General features: G+C 62.4%; 19 protein-coding genes. 6 read left to right on the top strand and 13 right to left on the bottom strand.

Going from position 1 to position 17082, the window contains the following annotated elements; all coding sequences use genetic code 11:
• Positions 1-5 precede the first annotated feature (5 nt).
• The 6 genes from K288_RS0101725 to xoxF5 form a co-directional block, all read right to left on the bottom strand.
• On the bottom strand, positions 6-2324 hold the full coding sequence (locus K288_RS0101725) for a molybdopterin cofactor-binding domain-containing protein (RefSeq protein ID WP_027578023.1): 2319 nt from the start codon (positions 2322-2324) through the stop codon (positions 6-8).
• Position 2325: 1 nt separating this feature from the next.
• Complete coding sequence (locus K288_RS0101720; protein ID WP_027578022.1) at positions 2326-2778, bottom strand: (2Fe-2S)-binding protein; 453 nt, start codon at positions 2776-2778, stop codon at positions 2326-2328.
• Positions 2779-3282: 504 nt separating this feature from the next.
• Positions 3283-3846 carry an S-(hydroxymethyl)glutathione synthase gene (gfa, locus tag K288_RS0101715; protein ID WP_027578021.1) on the bottom strand — a complete coding sequence of 188 codons (564 nt, stop codon included), beginning with the start codon at positions 3844-3846 and terminating at the stop codon, positions 3283-3285.
• A gap of 133 nt (positions 3847-3979) precedes the next feature.
• On the bottom strand, positions 3980-5089 hold the full coding sequence (locus tag K288_RS0101710) for an S-(hydroxymethyl)glutathione dehydrogenase/class III alcohol dehydrogenase (protein WP_027578020.1): 1110 nt from the start codon (positions 5087-5089) through the stop codon (positions 3980-3982).
• 43 nt (positions 5090-5132) lie between these two features.
• The gene (locus K288_RS0101705; RefSeq protein ID WP_027578019.1) at positions 5133-5621 is read right to left on the bottom strand and encodes a c-type cytochrome, methanol metabolism-related; all 489 of its coding nucleotides are present in this window, start codon (positions 5619-5621) and stop codon (positions 5133-5135) included.
• A 102-nt stretch (positions 5622-5723) separates the two neighbouring features.
• Positions 5724-7529 (bottom strand): lanthanide-dependent methanol dehydrogenase XoxF5, encoded by a 1806-nt coding sequence (gene xoxF5 / locus K288_RS0101700; RefSeq protein WP_027578018.1) that lies wholly within the window; start codon positions 7527-7529, stop codon positions 5724-5726.
• Positions 7530-7904: 375 nt separating this feature from the next.
• Here xoxF5 and K288_RS0101695 point away from each other — a divergent pair, with 375 nt between their 5' ends.
• The 3 genes from K288_RS0101695 (at position 7905) to pqqA (ending at position 10071) form a co-directional block, all read left to right on the top strand.
• Positions 7905-8885, top strand: a complete 981-nt coding sequence (locus tag K288_RS0101695) for a helix-turn-helix domain-containing protein (protein ID WP_027578017.1) — start codon at positions 7905-7907, stop codon at positions 8883-8885.
• Between the two features lie 142 nt (positions 8886-9027).
• Positions 9028-9396, top strand: a complete 369-nt coding sequence (locus tag K288_RS0101690) for a calcium-binding protein (protein ID WP_043159183.1) — start codon at positions 9028-9030, stop codon at positions 9394-9396.
• A gap of 594 nt (positions 9397-9990) precedes the next feature.
• Positions 9991-10071 carry a pyrroloquinoline quinone precursor peptide PqqA gene (gene pqqA, locus K288_RS44350; protein WP_035689484.1) on the top strand — a complete coding sequence of 27 codons (81 nt, stop codon included), beginning with the start codon at positions 9991-9993 and terminating at the stop codon, positions 10069-10071.
• Positions 10072-10169: 98 nt separating this feature from the next.
• Here pqqA and K288_RS0101680 read toward each other — a convergent pair whose 3' ends face one another.
• A complete protein-coding gene (locus tag K288_RS0101680; protein WP_027578015.1) occupies positions 10170-10478 on the bottom strand; it encodes an EthD family reductase in 309 nt (102 codons plus the stop codon).
• A gap of 211 nt (positions 10479-10689) precedes the next feature.
• Between K288_RS0101680 and K288_RS0101675 the strand changes: the two genes are divergently transcribed.
• Together K288_RS0101675 and K288_RS0101670 are read left to right on the top strand one after the other, a co-directional pair.
• The gene (locus tag K288_RS0101675) at positions 10690-11523 is read left to right on the top strand and encodes a hypothetical protein (protein ID WP_027578014.1); all 834 of its coding nucleotides are present in this window, start codon (positions 10690-10692) and stop codon (positions 11521-11523) included.
• Positions 11524-11629: 106 nt separating this feature from the next.
• The gene (locus tag K288_RS0101670; protein WP_027578013.1) at positions 11630-11866 is read left to right on the top strand and encodes a hypothetical protein; all 237 of its coding nucleotides are present in this window, start codon (positions 11630-11632) and stop codon (positions 11864-11866) included.
• A 1-nt stretch (position 11867) separates the two neighbouring features.
• Here the strand turns inward: K288_RS0101670 and K288_RS0101665 are convergent, their stop codons facing one another.
• The 4 genes from K288_RS0101665 to K288_RS0101650 are packed head-to-tail and all read right to left on the bottom strand — an operon-like array spanning position 11868 to position 14681.
• On the bottom strand, positions 11868-12221 hold the full coding sequence (locus K288_RS0101665; protein ID WP_027578012.1) for a hypothetical protein: 354 nt from the start codon (positions 12219-12221) through the stop codon (positions 11868-11870).
• A gap of 38 nt (positions 12222-12259) precedes the next feature.
• Positions 12260-12970, bottom strand: a complete 711-nt coding sequence (locus K288_RS0101660; RefSeq protein ID WP_027578011.1) for an ATP-binding cassette domain-containing protein — start codon at positions 12968-12970, stop codon at positions 12260-12262.
• Positions 12960-13697: an ABC transporter permease subunit gene (locus K288_RS0101655; protein WP_027578010.1), complete on the bottom strand. Its 738-nt coding sequence runs from the start codon at positions 13695-13697 to the stop codon at positions 12960-12962. The genes K288_RS0101660 and K288_RS0101655 overlap by 11 nt, the downstream gene beginning before the upstream one ends.
• A gap of 3 nt (positions 13698-13700) precedes the next feature.
• On the bottom strand, positions 13701-14681 hold the full coding sequence (locus tag K288_RS0101650) for an ABC transporter substrate-binding protein (RefSeq protein ID WP_027578009.1): 981 nt from the start codon (positions 14679-14681) through the stop codon (positions 13701-13703).
• A gap of 84 nt (positions 14682-14765) precedes the next feature.
• Between K288_RS0101650 and K288_RS0101645 the strand changes: the two genes are divergently transcribed.
• Positions 14766-15125 carry a hypothetical protein gene (locus tag K288_RS0101645; RefSeq protein ID WP_027578008.1) on the top strand — a complete coding sequence of 120 codons (360 nt, stop codon included), beginning with the start codon at positions 14766-14768 and terminating at the stop codon, positions 15123-15125.
• An 82-nt stretch (positions 15126-15207) separates the two neighbouring features.
• Here the strand turns inward: K288_RS0101645 and K288_RS0101640 are convergent, their stop codons facing one another.
• Together K288_RS0101640 and K288_RS0101635 are read right to left on the bottom strand one after the other, a co-directional pair.
• A complete protein-coding gene (locus tag K288_RS0101640) occupies positions 15208-16029 on the bottom strand; it encodes a quinoprotein dehydrogenase-associated SoxYZ-like carrier (protein ID WP_027578007.1) in 822 nt (273 codons plus the stop codon).
• A gap of 59 nt (positions 16030-16088) precedes the next feature.
• Positions 16089-17015, bottom strand: coding sequence for a quinoprotein relay system zinc metallohydrolase 2 (locus K288_RS0101635; RefSeq protein WP_027578006.1), 927 nt, complete (start codon positions 17013-17015; stop codon positions 16089-16091).
• Positions 17016-17082 lie beyond the last annotated feature (67 nt).

The following is a 17082-nucleotide window of genomic DNA, read 5'->3' as shown; positions in this document are numbered from 1 at the left end:
CCGCCTCATGCCTCCAGTTGCTTGCCGATCGGCATCGCGCGGAGGCGTTTTCCAGTCGCGGCGAAGATCGCGTTGATCAGCGCCGGCGCGAACGGCGGCACGCCGGGTTCGCCGACGCCGCTCGGCGGCGTGTCAGGGCTGGCGGGCGGCACGATGTAGACGTTGGTCACGGCAGGCGACTCGTCGATCCGGATCACCTGATAATCGTCGAAATTGCCCTGCTGCACCTTGCCGTCCTTGAAGGTGACCTCGCCATATTTGGCGAGGCTCAGGCCCATGATCGCCGCACCCTCGATCTGCGACTGGATGCGTTCGGGGTTGACATAGGTGCCGCAGTCGATCGCGGTGTCGACCCTTGGCACCGTCAGCTTGCCCTTGTCGTCGACGGCCACCTCGATGATGGTCGCGATATAGCTGACGAAGCTCCTGTGCACGGCGATGCCGAGGCCGTGGCCTTTCGGCACCGAGCGTCCCCAGCCGCCCTTGTCGGCAACCAGTTCGACCACCTTGCGCAACCGCGCGGTGTCGATCGGGTAGCTGTCGTAGGGCTCGCCATAGTTCCAGGGATCCTTCACCGAGGAAAGATTGACGATCCGCGGCGAACCGATCAGCTCCAGCAGCATGTCCTTCGGATCGCGGTTGGTGGCATGGGCGATTTCGGCGACCATGGACTGCACCGCGAAGGCGCGCGGGATGTTCGATACCGAGCGGAACCAGCCGATGCGGGTATGCGCGGCCGCTTCCGGATTCTCGCACTGCAGGTTGGCGATCTCGAACGGATTGTCGATCAGCCCCATGCCGAGCTCGAACGGCGCCTGGTGGACGGTCCCGGCGGCGAAGGTCGAAGCGATGGACGGAGCCACGCTGCGATGCCGCCAGGCGATCACCTTGCCATTCTTGTCGAGGCCCGCCTCGATGCGCTCGACCGAGACGGTGTGGAGGAAGTCGTGGCGCACATCGTCTTCGCGCGTCCACTGCACCTTCACGGGCACCCCGAGCTCCTTCGAGAGCAACACGGCCTCCAGCGCGAAGTCGCATTTCGACTTGCGCCCGAAACCGCCGCCAAGCAGCGTGACGTTGACGGTCACGTTCTCCTCAGGGATGCCGAGTGTCTTGGCGACGTCCTCGCGCGTTCCGCCCGGGCTTTGCACGGGCGCCCAGACCTCCGCCTTGTCGCCCTTGACGTTGGCGACCGCCACCGGCGGTTCCATGCTGGCATGGGCGAAATGCGGCAGGTAGTACTCACCGATGATGACCTTGTCGGCGCTCTTCAACGCCGCCTCGGCATCGCCGTCCTTGCGCACGACGAGGCCCGGCTTGCGCGCGGCCTCCTCGAGTTCAGTGCGATAGGCGACCGAATCGTACTTGGCATTGGCGCCGTCGTCCCAGGTCACCTTCAGTGCGTTGCAGCCCTTGATCGCCGCGCCGGTGTTGCGTGCGATCACGGCCACGCCGCCCAGCGGCTGGAATTTCGATGGCCACGGCCATCCCTTCACTTCCATCACCTTCTCGACGCCGGAGACCTTCATCGCTTCGGCGCCGTCGAAGGAGACGAGCTTGCCGCCGGTCACCGGTGGACGGGCGATGACGGCATATTTCATGCCGGGCAGCCGCGCGTCGCCGCCATAATGGGCGGCACCCGTCGTGATGTCGTGGAGGTCGACGATGCTGATCTCGCCCTTGCCAAGATAGCGGAAGTCCTTGGGGTTCTTCAGCTTGAGGCCTTCGATGCTCGGCACCGATTCCTTTGCGGCGTCCGCCGCCAGTTCGCCGAAGCCGAGCTTGCGCCCGCTGGCGCTGTGAACGACCTCATGATTGGCGGCCTTCACCTCGCCCGCCGGCACGCCCCAGCGTTTCGCAGCGGCCTGCTCCAGCATCGTGCGGGCCGAAGCGCCGATCTGACGCATCGGGATCAGATAGTGGCGCGTGCTGCGCGAGCCGTCGGTGTCCTGGTTGCCGAACTTGGCCTCATCGCCATGCGCCTGCTGGACATGGACGCGCGACCAGTCGGCTTCCAGCTCTTCGGCCACGATCAGCGGCAGGCTGGTGCGCACGCCGGTTCCCATCTCGGAGCGGTGTGCGATGATCGTGACCATGCCATCCGGCGCGATCGACACGAAGACGCGCGGGTCGACCACGACGCCGTGCGGCATCTTTCCCGCGCCGGTCTCGTAGGCAAAGCTCGGCCGCATCATGACCGGTGCGGCGAGCACGAACCCGCCGGCCAGCCCCAGGGTCTTGAGGATGCTGCGGCGCGAAACGTTCTCGATCTTGATGTGCTTCTCGAAACCGCGAAGCTTTTTGGGATTGGTGAGGATATTCATGTCACACCCCCGTCGATGCGAGATGAACTGCGTTCTCGATCCGCTGGTAGCAGCCGCAGCGGCAGATATTGCCGGACATGGCTTCGCGGATCTGGTCGTGCGACGGTTTTGGATTGTCCGCCAACAGCGCGGCGGCCTGCATGATCTGGCCGGCCTGGCAATAGCCGCATTGCGGCACGTTGACCTGGCGCCAGGCCTTCTGCACCGGATGATCGCCGGTCGGATGCAGGCCCTCGATGGTGGTGACTTCGCGGCCGGCCGCATCCGAAACCGAGGTGATGCAGGCGCGCACTGCCTGCTTGTCGATGATCACGGTGCAGGAGCCGCACAGCGCCTGACCACAACCGAATTTGGTACCGGTGAGTCCTATTTCGTCACGGATGAACCAGAGTAGCGGAAGATCGGGATCGCCATCCCAATTCTGTTCCTGACCATTAATCTTCAACTTGACCATGATCGTCCCTCGCTCTTCTTAAGCTGTTGATGTTTGCAGGCCACGAGCGAGAACATATTTCTCCCTGCGCTCGCGACCGCTTCTGGGTCTCGCGCTGCGGGCCGGTCCTTTTGAGAGGTTTAACGGGAGCCCGCTGCACGATCGGTAGTCCGTGTCCGGCTGCTCCTTTGCTATGTTCAAATGAAATGCGCCGCCCGCGCGCATCGGGAAAATCAGATGCTACCAGAAACCGATGCGACGGTGACTTCACACCCCAGTGTTTTGCATTTTCCGTTTGTCAAAAGCGGGGCCGACCGCTGTGATCCGAGATCGTCAGGATAATTTTGCAAAGCACGGTCTCGGAAAATGCACCGCGGCGAGGATCGGGAAAAGGCGGAACTGACGCTCGCCGGAATATTGTGAGGGATGGGCGCTTTCCGCCGAGAATGCTGCGGTGCGAACACCGGCGGCGCCGCTGGCGGTCGAGCACCGCCAGCGGGAGCGTGGGTAAATCAGGCAGCCTTGTCAGGCGGCCTTGGATTTCGCCACGTGGGTCGCGATCGCATCCATCAGCGCCGGCGACAGGCAGTCATAGGGCTCGAGTCCCAATTCCTTTAGCCGGCCTCGGATCGCCGGCATGTCCTCCGGCTTGGCGCCGGACTCGATCACCGACGAGACGAACGCAGCGAATCCCGGCGCTGCCGAGCCGCTTTCCTCGAAGAGTTCGGGATGCACGAAGTCGAGGCCGTAGAACGGATGCGCCTTGTTCTCGATCCGTCCGTACATATGCGTACCGCAGTCCTTGCAGGCATAGCGCTGGATCACGGCCGCGGGGTCGACGATCTGCAGCTTGTCGCCATTTTCCAGGACTGTCAGGTTCTGTCTCGGCACCACTGCGACGACCGAGAACATCGCCCCTTCCGGCTTCCAGCATTTGGTGCAGCCGCAGGCGTGGTTATGTGCGACGTCGCCCTTGATCGCGACTTTCACCGGGTGATCCGTGCACTTGCAGACCAGTGTGCCACCGGCAAAGCTGCCCGAGCCTTTTTGGACGCCGTTGTCAATCGACGGGTGGAGATGAACAGTCATGGGTCAATCCTCCTGGTGTTTGACACGTTGATTCTGGAACGGTGATCCCGTTCCACCTTTTGCTGGAGCATGACCCTTCCGGGGAGCCGGGTCCGCATCCGCGAACGCGGCCCTTCCGGATTCGGATCACGCCCTAGTAGACGACGACCGAACGGATCGACTTGCCCTCGTGCATCAAGTCGAATCCCTTGTTGATTTCCTCGAGCTTGAGCACGTGGGTGATCATCGGATCGATCTGGATCTTTCCGTTCATGTACCAGTCGACGACCTTCGGCGTGTCGGTGCGGCCACGCGCGCCGCCGAAGGCCGAGCCCTTCCAGACCCGTCCGGTGACGAGCTGGAACGGCCGGGTGGCGATCTCCTTGCCGGCTTCCGCAACGCCGATGATCACCGAGACGCCCCAGCCGCGGTGGCAGGCCTCCAGCGCCTGGCGCATCACATTGGTGTTGCCGGTGCAGTCGAAGGTGTAGTCGGCGCCGCCCTCGGTGAGACCGACCAGGTGTTGGACGATATCGCCGCCGACCTTGGTCGGGTTGACGAAATGCGTCATGCCGAAGCGGCGGCCCCAGTCTTCCTTGGAGTCGTTGATGTCGACGCCAATGATCTTGTCGGCGCCGACCATCTTGGCGCCCTGGATCACGTTGAGCCCGATGCCGCCGAGGCCGAACACCACAACGTTGGAGCCTGGCGTGACCTTGGCGGTGTTGACCACGGCGCCGACGCCAGTGGTTACGCCGCAGCCGATGTAGCAGCTCTTGTCGAACGGGGCGTCCTCGCGGATCTTCGCCACCGCGATCTCCGGCAGCACAGTGTAGTTCGAGAAGGTCGAGCAGCCCATATAGTGGAAGATCGTCTTGCCCTTGTAGCTGAAGCGCGAGGTGCCGTCCGGCATCACGCCCTTGCCTTGAGTGGCGCGGATCTGGGTACAGAGATTGGTCTTCTGGCTCAGGCAGCTCTTGCACTGCCTGCACTCGGGTGTGTACAGCGGAATCACGTGATCGCCCGGCTTCACCGAGGTCACGCCCGCACCGACCTCGCGGACGATGCCGGCGCCCTCATGGCCGAGGATGGAGGGGAAGATTCCTTCGCTGTCGAGACCGTCAAGCGTGTAGGCGTCGGTATGACAGATGCCTGTGGCCTTGATCTCGACCAGGACTTCACCGGCCTTCGGGCCTTCCAGGTCGAGCTCGACGATCTCAAGCGGCTTCTTGGCTTCGAATGCGACGGCGGCGCGTGTCTTCATGTTGATCTCTCCGTAATCGTGTTGTCGCCCGCGCTACGCAATCTCAGTTCTTGCCCATGCAGGCGCTCTCCGCCTGCTTGTAGGCATCCGACTTCTCTTCTTTCTTTGCGGGGCGCACGCGCCCCACCGCGTCATTCGCGCGGGCGCGCAGGTAGACATAGAGGTCGTCCATGTAGCAGGCGACGTTTGGATTGTCACCGAACGCCGGCATGACATTTTCCTGCGCGGTAGTGACGTTCTTGCGGCCGCTGGCGACGACGCCCAAAAAGTCGGCATAGCTCATAGTTTTCAGCGAAGTCGCCAATGCCGGCGCGTAGGTCGAACCCATGCCGTCCGGACCATGGCAGACATGGCACTCCGAATGATACCGGCGATATCCGGAGTAGGTGTACCAATCTACCGTCCCGTCGGCGGCGATCTTGAAGGTCGGGTTACCTTCCTTGTCCAGATACTTGCCGTTCTCTTCCTTCACGGCGGCCGGATCGACCGCATCGTCGGCAAAGGCGAATCCTCCAGATACGGCGACGATCATCGCCGCAACCACAAACCAGCTTTTACGCAAGAGCATGTCCTCAAGATCAGATACAGGCAAAACCGGCGCGTGGATGGTCCACGCGCCGGAACGACGTTCGGCTCACTGCGGGAGGGAGAACACGGTGAGCGTTCCGCCAAGGGCGGTATAGTTGCTCAGCGCCGCATAGCCGCCGACTGCGCCGAGACCGGCGGTCGGATCGGTCAGGCCGGCAGCAAGGCCGATGCCCGCCCAGCCGCCAACACCGGACAGCACAGCCACGTACTGCTTGCCACCCTGCTCATAGGTCGTGACGTTGCCGATGATGCCGGAGGGAGTCTTGAACCTGTAGAGCTCCTTGCCGGTCTTGGCATCGACCGCCTTGAGATAGCCTTCGAGCGTGCCGTAGAACACCACGCCGCCGGCGGTCGCAAGTGCGCCTGACCAGACCGAGAACTGCTCCTTGTTCGACCAGACAATCTTGCCCGTCTTGTTGTCCCAGGCGATGAAGTTGCCCATGTGGGATTCGCCGGGAGGCGGATACATCGAGAGCGTCGCGCCGACATAGGGCTGACCCGCGGTGTAGCTCACCTTGAACGGTTCATAGTCCATGCAGACGTGGTTGGTCGGAACGTAGAAGAGTTGCGTCTCCGGCGAGTAGGCTGCCGGCTGCTCGTCCTTGGTGCCGAGCGCGGCCGGGCAGATGCCCTTGACGTTGACATCCTCGCCCTGCTTGTCGGTCGAATATTGGTCGAGGACCTTCGGCCGGCCATAGGTCGGCGAGCTCTTGTTCATGTCGACGCCGCTGGTCCAGTTGACCTTCGGATCATACTTCTCGGCGACCAGCAGTTCGCCGTTGGTGCGATCGAGCGTATAGGCCAGGCCGTTACGATCGAAGTGCGTTAGCAGCTTGCGCTCTTGACCGTTGAAGGGCTGGTCGGTCAGGATCATCTCGTTGACGCCGTCATAGTCCCACTCGTCATGGGGCGTCATCTGATAGACCCACTTGGCCATGCCGTTATCCGGATTGCGGGCGAAGATGGTCATTGACCATTTGTTGTCGCCCGGACGCTGCTTCGGGTTCCAGGTCGATGGATTGCCCGAGCCGTAGTAGACGAGGTCGAGAGACGGATCGTAGGCCAGCCAGCCCCAGGTGCAGCCGCCGCCGACCTTCCACTGGTCGCCCTGCCAGGTCTTGAGGCTCGAGTCCTTGCCGACCGGCTTGCCGAGAGCGGTGGTCTTCTCGGGATCGAGCTTGATCTGATCATCCGGCCCTTCGGAATAGGCGCGCCAGACCTGCTTGCCGCTCTTGGTGTCGTAGGCCGTGACGTGGCATTGCACGCCGAACTCGCCGCCGGAGATGCCGACCAGCACCTTGTCCTTTACGACCATCGGGGCGGATGTTCCGGTCTCGCCTTTGCCCGGATCGCCGTTCTTCGCGGTCCACTCCACCTTGCCGGTCTTGGCGTCGAGCGCCACGAGTGTGGTGTCGGCCTGGTGCAGGAAGATCTTGCCATCGCCATAGGACAGGCCGCGATTCACGGTGTCGCAGCACATGACCGGGATCACGTTCGGATCCTGCTTCGGCTCGTACCTCCAGACGATCTTGTTGTCCTGCGACAGGTCAAGCGCATAGACCTTGTTCGGGAAAGGCGTGTGCACGTACATCATATTGCCGATGATCAGCGGCCCGCCCTCGTGGCCACGCAGCACGCCGGTCGAAAATGTCCAGGCGACCTGCAACTTCCCGACGTTCGAGGCATTGATTTGATTCAGCTTCGAGTAGCGGGTGTTGGCATAGTCACCCGTCGGCATAACCCAGTCCTTCGGGTTTTGCGCCATCTTGCTGAGTTCTTCATTGGCACTGGCAACACCTCCGCCTAACGCCGCCATGGCGCCGAGAGAGGTGGCGATTAGCACCTTGCGCATAGTGATCTCCTCCCAATGATGACCTTCCGCTTTCCGTCGAAACGGCCCATTTTTTTGGTTCCTCCTCCTATCCCCTTCGTCGACGCGCGACTTGCCCAAGAGAGAAGGCCGGCTTGCTCAATAGTGAAACTCGAAGAACTTTTTTGCTCGTAGTGCAGCGCGGTAGTGCGCGGGCGCGACGTTGGTCGCGGGCGCACGAGGCCGATTTCCCTTGACGACACTTGCAGTAAAGTCGAGGATTAATGCTTAAGGTTGTCAGGAGGAACGCTGCTCAGGGGTCAAAGACCGCATTAAGATTGGGGTAACGGTACTTCACGGTGACCAAAGCCTCTCGCGGCGAGCAGTCACGCTTTCATCTCGAATCGGTGGCTGGATATGCCCGATACCATCCGTTCGCTCACTACCTCCGGATTGACGCCGGGGAAGCAGGTCCAATGTTGGACAGACGCACTGACCGATCTATGCGGCCGGTTTGATGTCGACCCGATGGACGCGGCTTCGCTGGAGGCACGGGTCAACTACACGACAGTCTCGCGGCTGAAACTCTGCCAGATCGAAGTGAGCCAACACCGTATCGCCCATATCAACGCGCGATCGAAACTGAGCGATCATCCCTATATCAAGATCCTGTTCCAGACCCACGGCGTCTCCTATTTCGAGCAGGATGGCCGCCATTTCGAGCTCGTTCCCGGCGATTGTCTCGCCTACGACGTTTCCAGCCCGCACACCATCATCAGCCCGTCGCTGACGCGGCATGAGGTCGTGATCGTGCCGAAAGCGCTCTTGCAGGAACGCGGTTTCCGTTCGACGCGGATGCCGGCCTGCAAGCTCTCGGCCCGCAGCGGCACCGGCCGCATCGCCTACGATTTCGTGCATGCGGCCTTTTCCGAGGCGAGCAGGTTATCCCCCTACAATGCGATGGGCGTTGCCGATTCGTTGATCGATCTCCTGCTGCTGCCGCTGCGTGAAGCGGAGACGACGTTCAATCATGGCGGTGCGGAAGCGACCTATATCCGGGCGCAGTTCTTCATCCGCGAACATCTGCGCGATCCGGATCTCTGCATCGACCAGATTTCCACGGCGCTGGGTTGCACCAAACGCTACCTGCACATGCTGTTCAGCGAGCGCGGCATGACCGTGAGCGACTACATCTGGCGCGCCCGGCTGCAGCATTGCCGCGAGGAGCTGGAGGCGCAGCCCGGCAAGACGATCACGGACGTTGCATTCTCCTGGGGCTTTTCCAGCTCCTCGCATTTCAGCCGCGTGTTCCGGAAGTATTTCGGCATCGTGCCGTCAGCCGTTCACCGCCAGCAGCAGGCCGGCTCCACCGCGGAGTTTTCGGCGACCTCGGATTAGATCGTAAAGCGCGCCGTGGGCGGCCGGCGTGCGCTCTGCCATCTGTGCAAGCTTCTCTGCTGCCCTTGTTGAACTCTGCCAAGGGAGATCAGAGATGCAATTGCGTGGTCTTGTTGTCTTGAGCGGTCTCGTTGCCTTGGTAATGGCCGCTGCGGCGTTTTCGGGGCCGGCCCTGGCTGCGCCGAAGCGCGCCGACCCGATCAAGATGTTCGACACCGACAATGATGGCACCCTCGATCTGGCCGAGGTGAAGAAGGCGGCATCGGCGCTGTTCGCCAAACTCGATCCGGATCATGACGGCACGCTCGATGCGCGTGAGCTGCGCGGTCGGTTAAGCGCCAAGGAGCTGGCGGCCGCCGATCCCGACCATGACGGAACGCTGACGCTGGATGAATATCTTGCGGTCGTGGAGCAGCGCTTCAACGCAGCGAATCCGGACAAGGATGGAACCCTTGACGCCAAGGAATTGAGCTCGCCCGCCGGTCGCGCTCTGCTGCGGCTGTTGCGATAGGAACAACTTAGCTGGCTGGCCCGTGCAAGCAGGCTCCAGGTCTCGGTCTGGAGCCACGCTTGTCCGGCGGCACGTTGCAATTATCGATCCGCTGCTCGTCCATCCATTTCTTGCCGAGCCGTTCCTTGCCAGTCAGCGTGGCCGGCGCTTGCGTTTGTCGAGGCTGAGGCCGTTCCTCGGCGATAGCTGGCGACGCGACAGCGATCATGATGAATGGAACGAGTGAAACGCAGATTGACGTTCTCATGCGAGACCTCGAAGCACTTGCAAGTGATGCTCTATGAACGGCGGAAGTGAATAGCATCAGCTTTCACGTCGCCACCCGAAACCTGGGAGGTGTGAAGGAGACGGGCATGCCTTTGAGCAGTGTCACGCCTGACGCTGCATCGTGCGATCGAACGCGAAAGAACTCTGTGAGTCCAACCTGACGGGCTTTGCCTAGGAGGGAACTGGTTTGCCCAGGAGGGAACTATCGGCGCGCAACTGCGACGCTGATGCGCCTTCTGGTCGATCTTGTCCACTTGCGCCACTTGCGCGCTGGCCATAGGTTCGACCTTGGCGCGAACCTCGTGCCAAGCCATTTGGGAGGATCGAATGAGCTGGAAGACTCCGAAGATCGTCGAAGTTCAGGTCGGCATGGAAATCAACATGTACGCCTGCGCATCGCGCAAGTAAGCGTCGAGCGTCTGCCCGGCTTGCGCAGCGATATCTGCGCAAGCCGCGGCAGGTGCATTCGTTGGGCTCATATTCGTTGGGCTCTGTCTGAGACGCCCTCAAACTTCCTTTGTATCGAAAATGTAGAGGTCGGCACCGCCATCGGCGAAGTTGGCGAGGTCGGCGCCTGCGGCCTTTCCTTCCGCCGATCCCATGCCTGCCTGCAGCGCGTCGAGCGAATCGAAATACAGCGTCGCGGCTAGGTGGATGTTGCTCTCGCCCGCTGGCGTCCTGAGCGGCGCCGTGCTGATGTCATATTTCTTCAGTCCCGGGATCTTCTTGGCCAGCGGAATGTGCACCGAGGCATAATGCTTGTCGAACGCCTCGGTGTTTTTCGGCTTCTTGTAAAGTACCAGAACTCGTGCCATTCGGTTTATTCTCCCTGAAGCGATTGTTCTTCCGCGGGCCCTTCCCGGGTCTTGCATTGCAGCCGAAATGGTCCTTGCAATCAAGCTTCCAATCGCTGCCGCTCGACTGGACGTTGTGGTAGGGGTGTCTTCTTGTCAGCGCTGCTGACGCTTTCGATTCGTTCTCGGGAATGGAATGTCTTTTCGCGCAACGATGCTCCGGGCGGCTGCCGTGTGCTTTTTCACACTGCCTGCTGCCGTCGGCGCGCGTGCAGAGGAAATCGATACCGAGCATCTGTTCGGCTTCATGATCGGCACCGACGTCGGGCATGTCGGCGAGCGAGAATTCCAGACCGAGACCACGGGACGATTTTCCAGAAATGGCGGCAGCTATCGCTCGATTGCCCAGGAGTTCGAAGTCGAATTCGTGCCGGCCCGCGACATCCGTATCGAACTGGGGGGCGCTTTTGTGGCCCACCAGATTTACGGCATTCCCGGCTTTGAAGATCGGCGACAATTGACCTGGCAAGGTCTCTCCCTGGATGTCCGTTATCGATTTCTCGACCGTGAGACGTCGCCGTTCGGCATGACCCTTGCGGTGGAGAGCCACTCCGACCGGATCGACGAGACCACGGCCGATCGCATCCGCAATTTCGGTACTGAACTCACGCTGGCTTTCGATCGCGAGTTGGTGCCGAACTTTCTGGTCGCGGCACTCAATTTCACCTACCAGCCCGAATGGACTCGTTTTCTTGCCTCGCGCGCCGCGGAGCAGGAGGCGACGGTGGGCGCGGCCGTTGGATTGATGGCGCAGATCAGGCCCGGCGTTTTCGTTGGCGGCGAGGCGCGCTATTTCCGCCGCTATGAGGGGATCGGGCTGAACGAATTCGAGGGCCAGGCCTTGTTCATCGGCCCGGTCGCGTATCTCCAACTGTCGGAGCGCGCGCGGCTGACCGCGGCCTGGAGCGTTCAGGCCTGGGGCCGCCCGGCCGGATCGGCCGTGGCGCTCGACCTGGTCAATTTCGAGCGCCATCAGGCCCGGCTTGTGTTTGGCATGAATTTCTAGGAACCTACGAAGGTGGTTCCGGCTTTCCCGGTGAGGCGAAACCTGGCCTTGCCGCCTCCGTAGCTCGTTTTGTTACTGCTGCACCGAAGCACCAGGGATTTGAGGCATGAATCCGATCGACCTCATCGTGACCGTCTGTGCCGTGCTGTCGCCCACTACCTGCGAGGAGACTCATCTCGTGTTCTCCTTCAACGGTTCGCTGCGGCAATGTGCGATGGCAGCGCCGCCCTATATTGCGCAATGGGTCGGCGAGCATCCGAAATGGACCGCGGTCAAATGGCGCTGCGAATATCCGCACGGTCATGATCGAGCGGAGAAGGGGGCGGCTTCGCCCGCGGGCTGACCTATTTGTTGCAGTCCTTCAGATCCTTGTCTGAAATCGAGAACACCGCGTCGGCCTTGATCTCGATGTCGCGGACAAGGCATTGCTTGGCACCGGTGTAACTCACCTTGGCGTCGTAGCGTCCGGGCTCGACGCCGACGATGCGCAGCCGCTCGTCGTGATCGACCTCCTTGTCCTTATCGTTCAGGGTCTGGTTGGGACCCCAATCGTTCTTGCCGGCCGGCGAAAGCTGGAAGCCGGAGATGGTTGAACTGGTGAGATTCCAGAGCCTGATGCCTTTGCCTTTGGTCTGCGCGCAGAGTTCGCCGGGCAATGCGACCAGCAGGATGGCGACAGCAATCGATCGGCGCGGCATCGTGACCTCCAAGTTTCCTTCAATATGAAGCCCACGTCTCATATCTTTGCAAGCCGCCGCCGCACCAGGTCGGCCTTGATGTGGTTGATCTCGCTCGCGCTGCGTCGCGTGCGTGGTGTCGGGATCGGCACTTCCTGCAGAATCCTGGCCGGCCGCGCCGACAGCAGGAACAGCCGGTCGCCAAGGTAAACGGCATCGTCAAGATTATGCGTGACGAGCAGCGTCATCATTGAGCGGCTTTCCACCAGCGTTGCGATCTGCTCGCGCAGGTGCGCGGCAAGCGCGTCGTCGAGTGAAGCCAGGGGCTCGTCCAGGATGAGGAAATCCGGGTCGATCGCGAAGGCCCGTGCGAGCGCGACGCGCCGGGCAAGGCCAAGCGAGAGCTCGCCGGGGAAATGGCTGCGATGCTCCGTCAATTCCAGGACGGCGAAGAGTTCCGAGAGCCGCTTCTCGTCAATGTGTGGCGCGGCAAGCCGGATATTGTCCTCAACCGACCGCCACGGCAGAAGCCGCGGCTCCTGGAATACCATGCCAAGCCGCGCCACGGCTGGGCGCGAGACCTTTCCCTGATAGTTGTGGTCGAGGCCGGCCAGGATCTTCAGCATCGTGCTCTTGCCGCAGCCGGAAGGGCCGACGAACACGCCGACTTCGCCGGCGTGAAGCGAGAACTTGATACCGGCGAGCACGTCGTGCCGTTCGCCCGCCGCATTCTCGAAGTGCTTACCGGTGATATCGACCTCAAGCTGCACGGGGTCGCCACCGGGCTGCACGAAGTTCGAATGGCTGCACCAGCACCGTCTCGATCACAAGCACGACCGCGGCGAAGGTCAGCGAATAGGCGAGCAGGAGCGGAATGTCGAACAACTGGAAGGCGACGCCGATCTCGAAGCCGACGCCATTCGGACGTCCGAGATATTCCGCAACCAGCACGATCTTCCAGACCAGCGAGAGCCCCGATCGCGCGGCAGCCGCGATATAGGGCCCAAGCTGCGGCAGGATCACGTGCCGGAACGCCTTCCCGCGCGGGATCGCGAACACCGTCGCCATCTCGTCCAGCGAGCGGTCCAGCGCCCGCGTGCCCTCGCGCAGCGTGACGACCGCGGTCGGCAGCTTGTTGACGGCGATCGCCGCGATCGCTGCGACCTCGGTGAGCCCCGCCCAGATATAGGCGAGCACGATGACGACAAGCGCGGGCAGATTGAGCAGCAGGATCAGCCAGGGATCGCCGATCTTGTCGGCGAGCTTGACCCGGCCCATCAGATAGCCGATGGCGGCGCCCAGCGCCATTGCGAGCGTGAAGGACAGGACGACCCGCGCCAGCGTAGCACCGAGATTGACGAACAGCGCGCCGGATGCCGCTTCCGTCAGCATCACCTTCAGCACAGCCGGCGGCGCCGGCAGCTTCACGTCGCCGATCAGGAGCGCCGCAATCCACCACGTCACAAGAAACAGGAGGAAGGAGAGAAGGCGCACCACGGCTCAATCTCCCGGGATTGCGTGATAGAACGTGCCGGGGTCAAGCTCGGTTGCCGATCCCACCAGTTCGCTGCCGCCGATCCCGGCGAGTACCCGGTAGAGCACCTGCGCGTCGGCCTCTTCGTCCGCGATCGGGCGGCGCGGAACGCCTTCGCGATAGCGGTTGCGATAGGCGTGCAGCGTTGCAGCGTCCGCCGCGCCCGTCAGCGGCGCGATCTTTTCCCATTCGTCATCGGATTTCGTGAGGATCTCCTTGGCCGCGCGGGTCATTGCGATGAAGCGCACGACCGCGTCGCGATTCGCATTGGCCCAGCCTTCGTCGAAGACATAGCCGACCATCGCAATGCGGCCCTTGGCGCCGAGTTTCGGCAAGATGTCCTCGATGCCGGCGACGCGGCGGAAGCCCTTGGCTTCCAGCGCGGCGCAGAAATTCCAGTAATTGACGACGGCGTCGACCTCGCCGCCTACTGCCTTGGCCGCGAGCAGCGGCGGGGCGCCATAGACGATGGTCGCCGCCGACTTCAGATCGAGGCCTTCCTGCTTCAAGGATGCCCGCAGCAAGAGCCAGCTCTTGTCGATCGGCCCGCCGGCGACTGCGAGCTTGCTCCCCCGGAGATCGGCGAGCGAGCGGATCGGCGAGGAGGTCGGTACCATCACGGCGCCGAGCGCGCTCGAATAAGGATAGAAAGCGAGCTTGGCGCCAAGCGTGCGCTCGCGCGAAACCCACAGCCAGTCGGAGACCATGACGTCGGCATTGCCGGCGCGGAGCGCGATCTTGCCCGCCTCGGGGCTCGCGAGCTCGGTGGCCTCGATCGTGAGATTGGCCTTCTTGTCGAGGCCATGCGCGCGGATGACCGCCAGTTCCCAGGCAAAGGTGCCGGTTTTCTGCACTGCAACGCGGATCGTGTCTGCGCCAAAGCAGGCGGCGAGTGGCGTCACCGCAAGAACCGCGGCAGCCAGCAGCGTGCGAATGATGGCACTCATTTTGTTGAGCCGTTTCCTCGAACGTGTTCTTTTCTATCGGGTAGTCATAGCATAGCTTGCGCCATTGAAAGCGGGAGGATGGCTATGACAGTTGCGCGACCGGTACGACCTATTGTCGCCGCTTTGATCGTGTTCGCGGCAACTGCGGCGATCGCGCGCGGCGAGGAGGTCAATGATTATCCGACAGCCGCCCGCGCGGAATACGTGTTCGGCTGCCTGAAGGCGAACGGCGAAACACGGCAGGCCATCGAGCAATGCTCGTGCTCGATCGACGTGGTCGCATCGCTGATTCCCTATGACCGCTATGTCACCGCCGAGACGGTGCTCAGCCTGTCGCAGGTGAGGGGCGACATGGGCTCGCCGTTCCGCACGTCCGAGCAGGCGACCAATGCCCTCAACGATCTCCGCCGGGCCCAGGCCGAAGCTGAAGTCAGGTGCTTCTGAGACGGTTAGAGCGTTTTCGAGCGAAGTGGATACCGGTTCGCGTGAAGAAAACGCGTCAAAACAAAAATCTAGCGCCGGTGGTTCAACTATCCGAATCGATCTTCCATTCGTGTTCGAAGACGTGCCCGTCGGTGTCCTTGGCCTCGGCGCGGAAGCGCTTGGCGCCATTCGAGACATAGGTGAAGCGGATGTTGGGATCCTCGGAGATCGAGATTCCGCCCTCCATCTTCAGCACCAGGCTGTCGTCCTGCCAGAGCTGCAGGCGGTCGACATAGAAGGCGGGAATATAGAGCTGCGTCACCTGGTCCATCTGCAGGCCGGAATTGTTGGGATGGCCGATCATGATCTGCGCCTCCCGGGCTCCGCTCGTGGAACCAGCGCCGGCCTTCGAAAGCTGCCGATACCGGATCTGGCCGAGCCTGGCCTTGGCCTCTTCGGCGTTCTTCAGCGCAGGCGCGGCGCAGCCGCCGGACGCCTTCACGTAGGTCTTCACCACATAGAGCTTGCCGTCGGTGAGTTCGGCCACGGCATGGACGTCGGTGTAGTTGTTGACGCGCACGCGGGTCGAGATTTCCGTGACGTTGGCGTCAGCTCCAAGGTCGAACCTGGCCGCCATCGGCGCCGGGTTCTGGTCGATGACGAGGGTGATCGTCCGCACGCGGCGACTGTCGTCGGGCGCAAGCTTGCTGCGCAGCGTCACCGGCACGATTGCGGCATCTTCCGCACGGGTCGGCATCTCGATCGCGATCACGTCGCTGCCGTCGCTCATTGGGCGATTGTTGAAGATGTCCTGGACGAGGCCGGGCCACGGATCATCGGTCTCCGCGCTCACCGCGGGTGCGCTAAAGGCGATGATGCCCATCAGGCCGGCGATACAGGCTAGACGGAAAGGTGCTCCGAACATGGTCGTTCTCCTCGCGGCGAGGATGCAAGCAACGCCGCCACTATACGGCCTCGCCAAACCTATTCCCACTCCAATTGCGAAAATGCTGCAGTTGCGTTGCGGGCGTTGTACTCGCCGAACAGTTTCCAGCGCGGCCGCTCCGACGCGGCGGCGCTTTCGGCGGCGGCAGTGATCGGCTTGCCCTTCGCGATCAGCGCGCGCACGTCGGCCGCCAGCGTTTCGAGGTAGCGGCGTTCATCGGCCAGCGCTGCCGGCCATTCGCTCACGGGGCCGTGACCGGGAACCACGCGCTGCGCGGGCAGGGCGGCGAGTTCGCCGAGGATGGCGAGCCAGCCTTTGATGCTGCCGTCCAGGACCGGGATATGGCTGACGAACACGAGGTCGCCGGCGAACAAGGTGCCGGTGTTCTCGTCGAGCACGGTAAGGTCGTTATCGCTGTGCGCAGTCGGCCATGCCCTTAGCGTAAGCGATCGTCCACCGAGATCGAGCGCGAGGACGTCGTCGACGAGCATCGTGGGCGGCACGATGCGTACCTCATCGATCAGTTCCGCGCCCATCGTCCGGCGGAAGGCCTCGAGATAGAACTGGCCTCGTATCGTCTGCGCCAGCGGAAGATGATTGTGGCCGACGAAAACGGTTCCACCACCCACGAACGCCGCGTTGCCGAAAGCATGATCGGGATGGGCGTGGGTGTTGATGACATAGCGGACCGGCTTGTCGGTGCGGGCGCGGATGGCGGCCAATAGTCGCCGTCCCTCGCGGACGCTGCCGCCGGTATCGATCACGGCAACGGCGCTGTCGCCGATGATAAATCCGATGTTGGCGATGGCGCCTTCGTTCTCGCCGGTCATCAGGGCGATCGCGCCGATATGCACGAAGATTCCGGGCGCGACTTCGCTCACAGGCAATTCTTGTTCCTGCGCCTGCGCTAGGGTCGACAGGCAGAGTGCAGCGACCAGCGCGATCAGCGAGACGATACGAGCCATATTTCCGCCCAAGTTGGTGCGCGAAGGGCATCGACCGCTTCGCATTCGGATCACGCCTGTTTGCGCT

Source organism: Bradyrhizobium sp. Ai1a-2 (genome assembly GCF_000426245.1).
Classification (GTDB): Bacteria; Pseudomonadota; Alphaproteobacteria; order Rhizobiales; family Xanthobacteraceae; genus Bradyrhizobium.
Note: the sequence above shows the minus strand (reverse complement) of the source record. Positions and strands in the feature narration are given on the sequence as shown.

What these genes read in the sequence shown, in the direction of transcription:
- K288_RS0101725 (WP_027578023.1), bottom strand. Translation starts at nt 2,324, where the DNA reads ATGAATATCCTCACCAATCCCAAAAAGCTTCGCGGTTTCGAGAAGCAC.
- K288_RS0101720 (WP_027578022.1), bottom strand. Translation starts at nt 2,778, where the DNA reads ATGGTCAAGTTGAAGATTAATGGTCAGGAACAGAATTGGGATGGCGAT.
- gfa (WP_027578021.1), bottom strand. Translation starts at nt 3,846, where the DNA reads ATGACTGTTCATCTCCACCCGTCGATTGACAACGGCGTCCAAAAAGGC.
- K288_RS0101710 (WP_027578020.1), bottom strand. Translation starts at nt 5,089, where the DNA reads ATGAAGACACGCGCCGCCGTCGCATTCGAAGCCAAGAAGCCGCTTGAG.
- K288_RS0101705 (WP_027578019.1), bottom strand. Translation starts at nt 5,621, where the DNA reads ATGATCGTCGCCGTATCTGGAGGATTCGCCTTTGCCGACGATGCGGTC.
- xoxF5 (WP_027578018.1), bottom strand. Translation starts at nt 7,529, where the DNA reads ATGCGCAAGGTGCTAATCGCCACCTCTCTCGGCGCCATGGCGGCGTTA.
- K288_RS0101695 (WP_027578017.1), top strand. Translation starts at nt 7,905, where the DNA reads ATGCCCGATACCATCCGTTCGCTCACTACCTCCGGATTGACGCCGGGG.
- K288_RS0101690 (WP_043159183.1), top strand. Translation starts at nt 9,028, where the DNA reads ATGGCCGCTGCGGCGTTTTCGGGGCCGGCCCTGGCTGCGCCGAAGCGC.
- pqqA (WP_035689484.1), top strand. Translation starts at nt 9,991, where the DNA reads ATGAGCTGGAAGACTCCGAAGATCGTCGAAGTTCAGGTCGGCATGGAA.
- K288_RS0101680 (WP_027578015.1), bottom strand. Translation starts at nt 10,478, where the DNA reads ATGGCACGAGTTCTGGTACTTTACAAGAAGCCGAAAAACACCGAGGCG.
- K288_RS0101670 (WP_027578013.1), top strand. Translation starts at nt 11,630, where the DNA reads ATGAATCCGATCGACCTCATCGTGACCGTCTGTGCCGTGCTGTCGCCC.
- K288_RS0101665 (WP_027578012.1), bottom strand. Translation starts at nt 12,221, where the DNA reads ATGCCGCGCCGATCGATTGCTGTCGCCATCCTGCTGGTCGCATTGCCC.
- K288_RS0101650 (WP_027578009.1), bottom strand. Translation starts at nt 14,681, where the DNA reads ATGAGTGCCATCATTCGCACGCTGCTGGCTGCCGCGGTTCTTGCGGTG.
- K288_RS0101645 (WP_027578008.1), top strand. Translation starts at nt 14,766, where the DNA reads ATGACAGTTGCGCGACCGGTACGACCTATTGTCGCCGCTTTGATCGTG.
- K288_RS0101640 (WP_027578007.1), bottom strand. Translation starts at nt 16,029, where the DNA reads ATGTTCGGAGCACCTTTCCGTCTAGCCTGTATCGCCGGCCTGATGGGC.
- K288_RS0101635 (WP_027578006.1), bottom strand. Translation starts at nt 17,015, where the DNA reads ATGGCTCGTATCGTCTCGCTGATCGCGCTGGTCGCTGCACTCTGCCTG.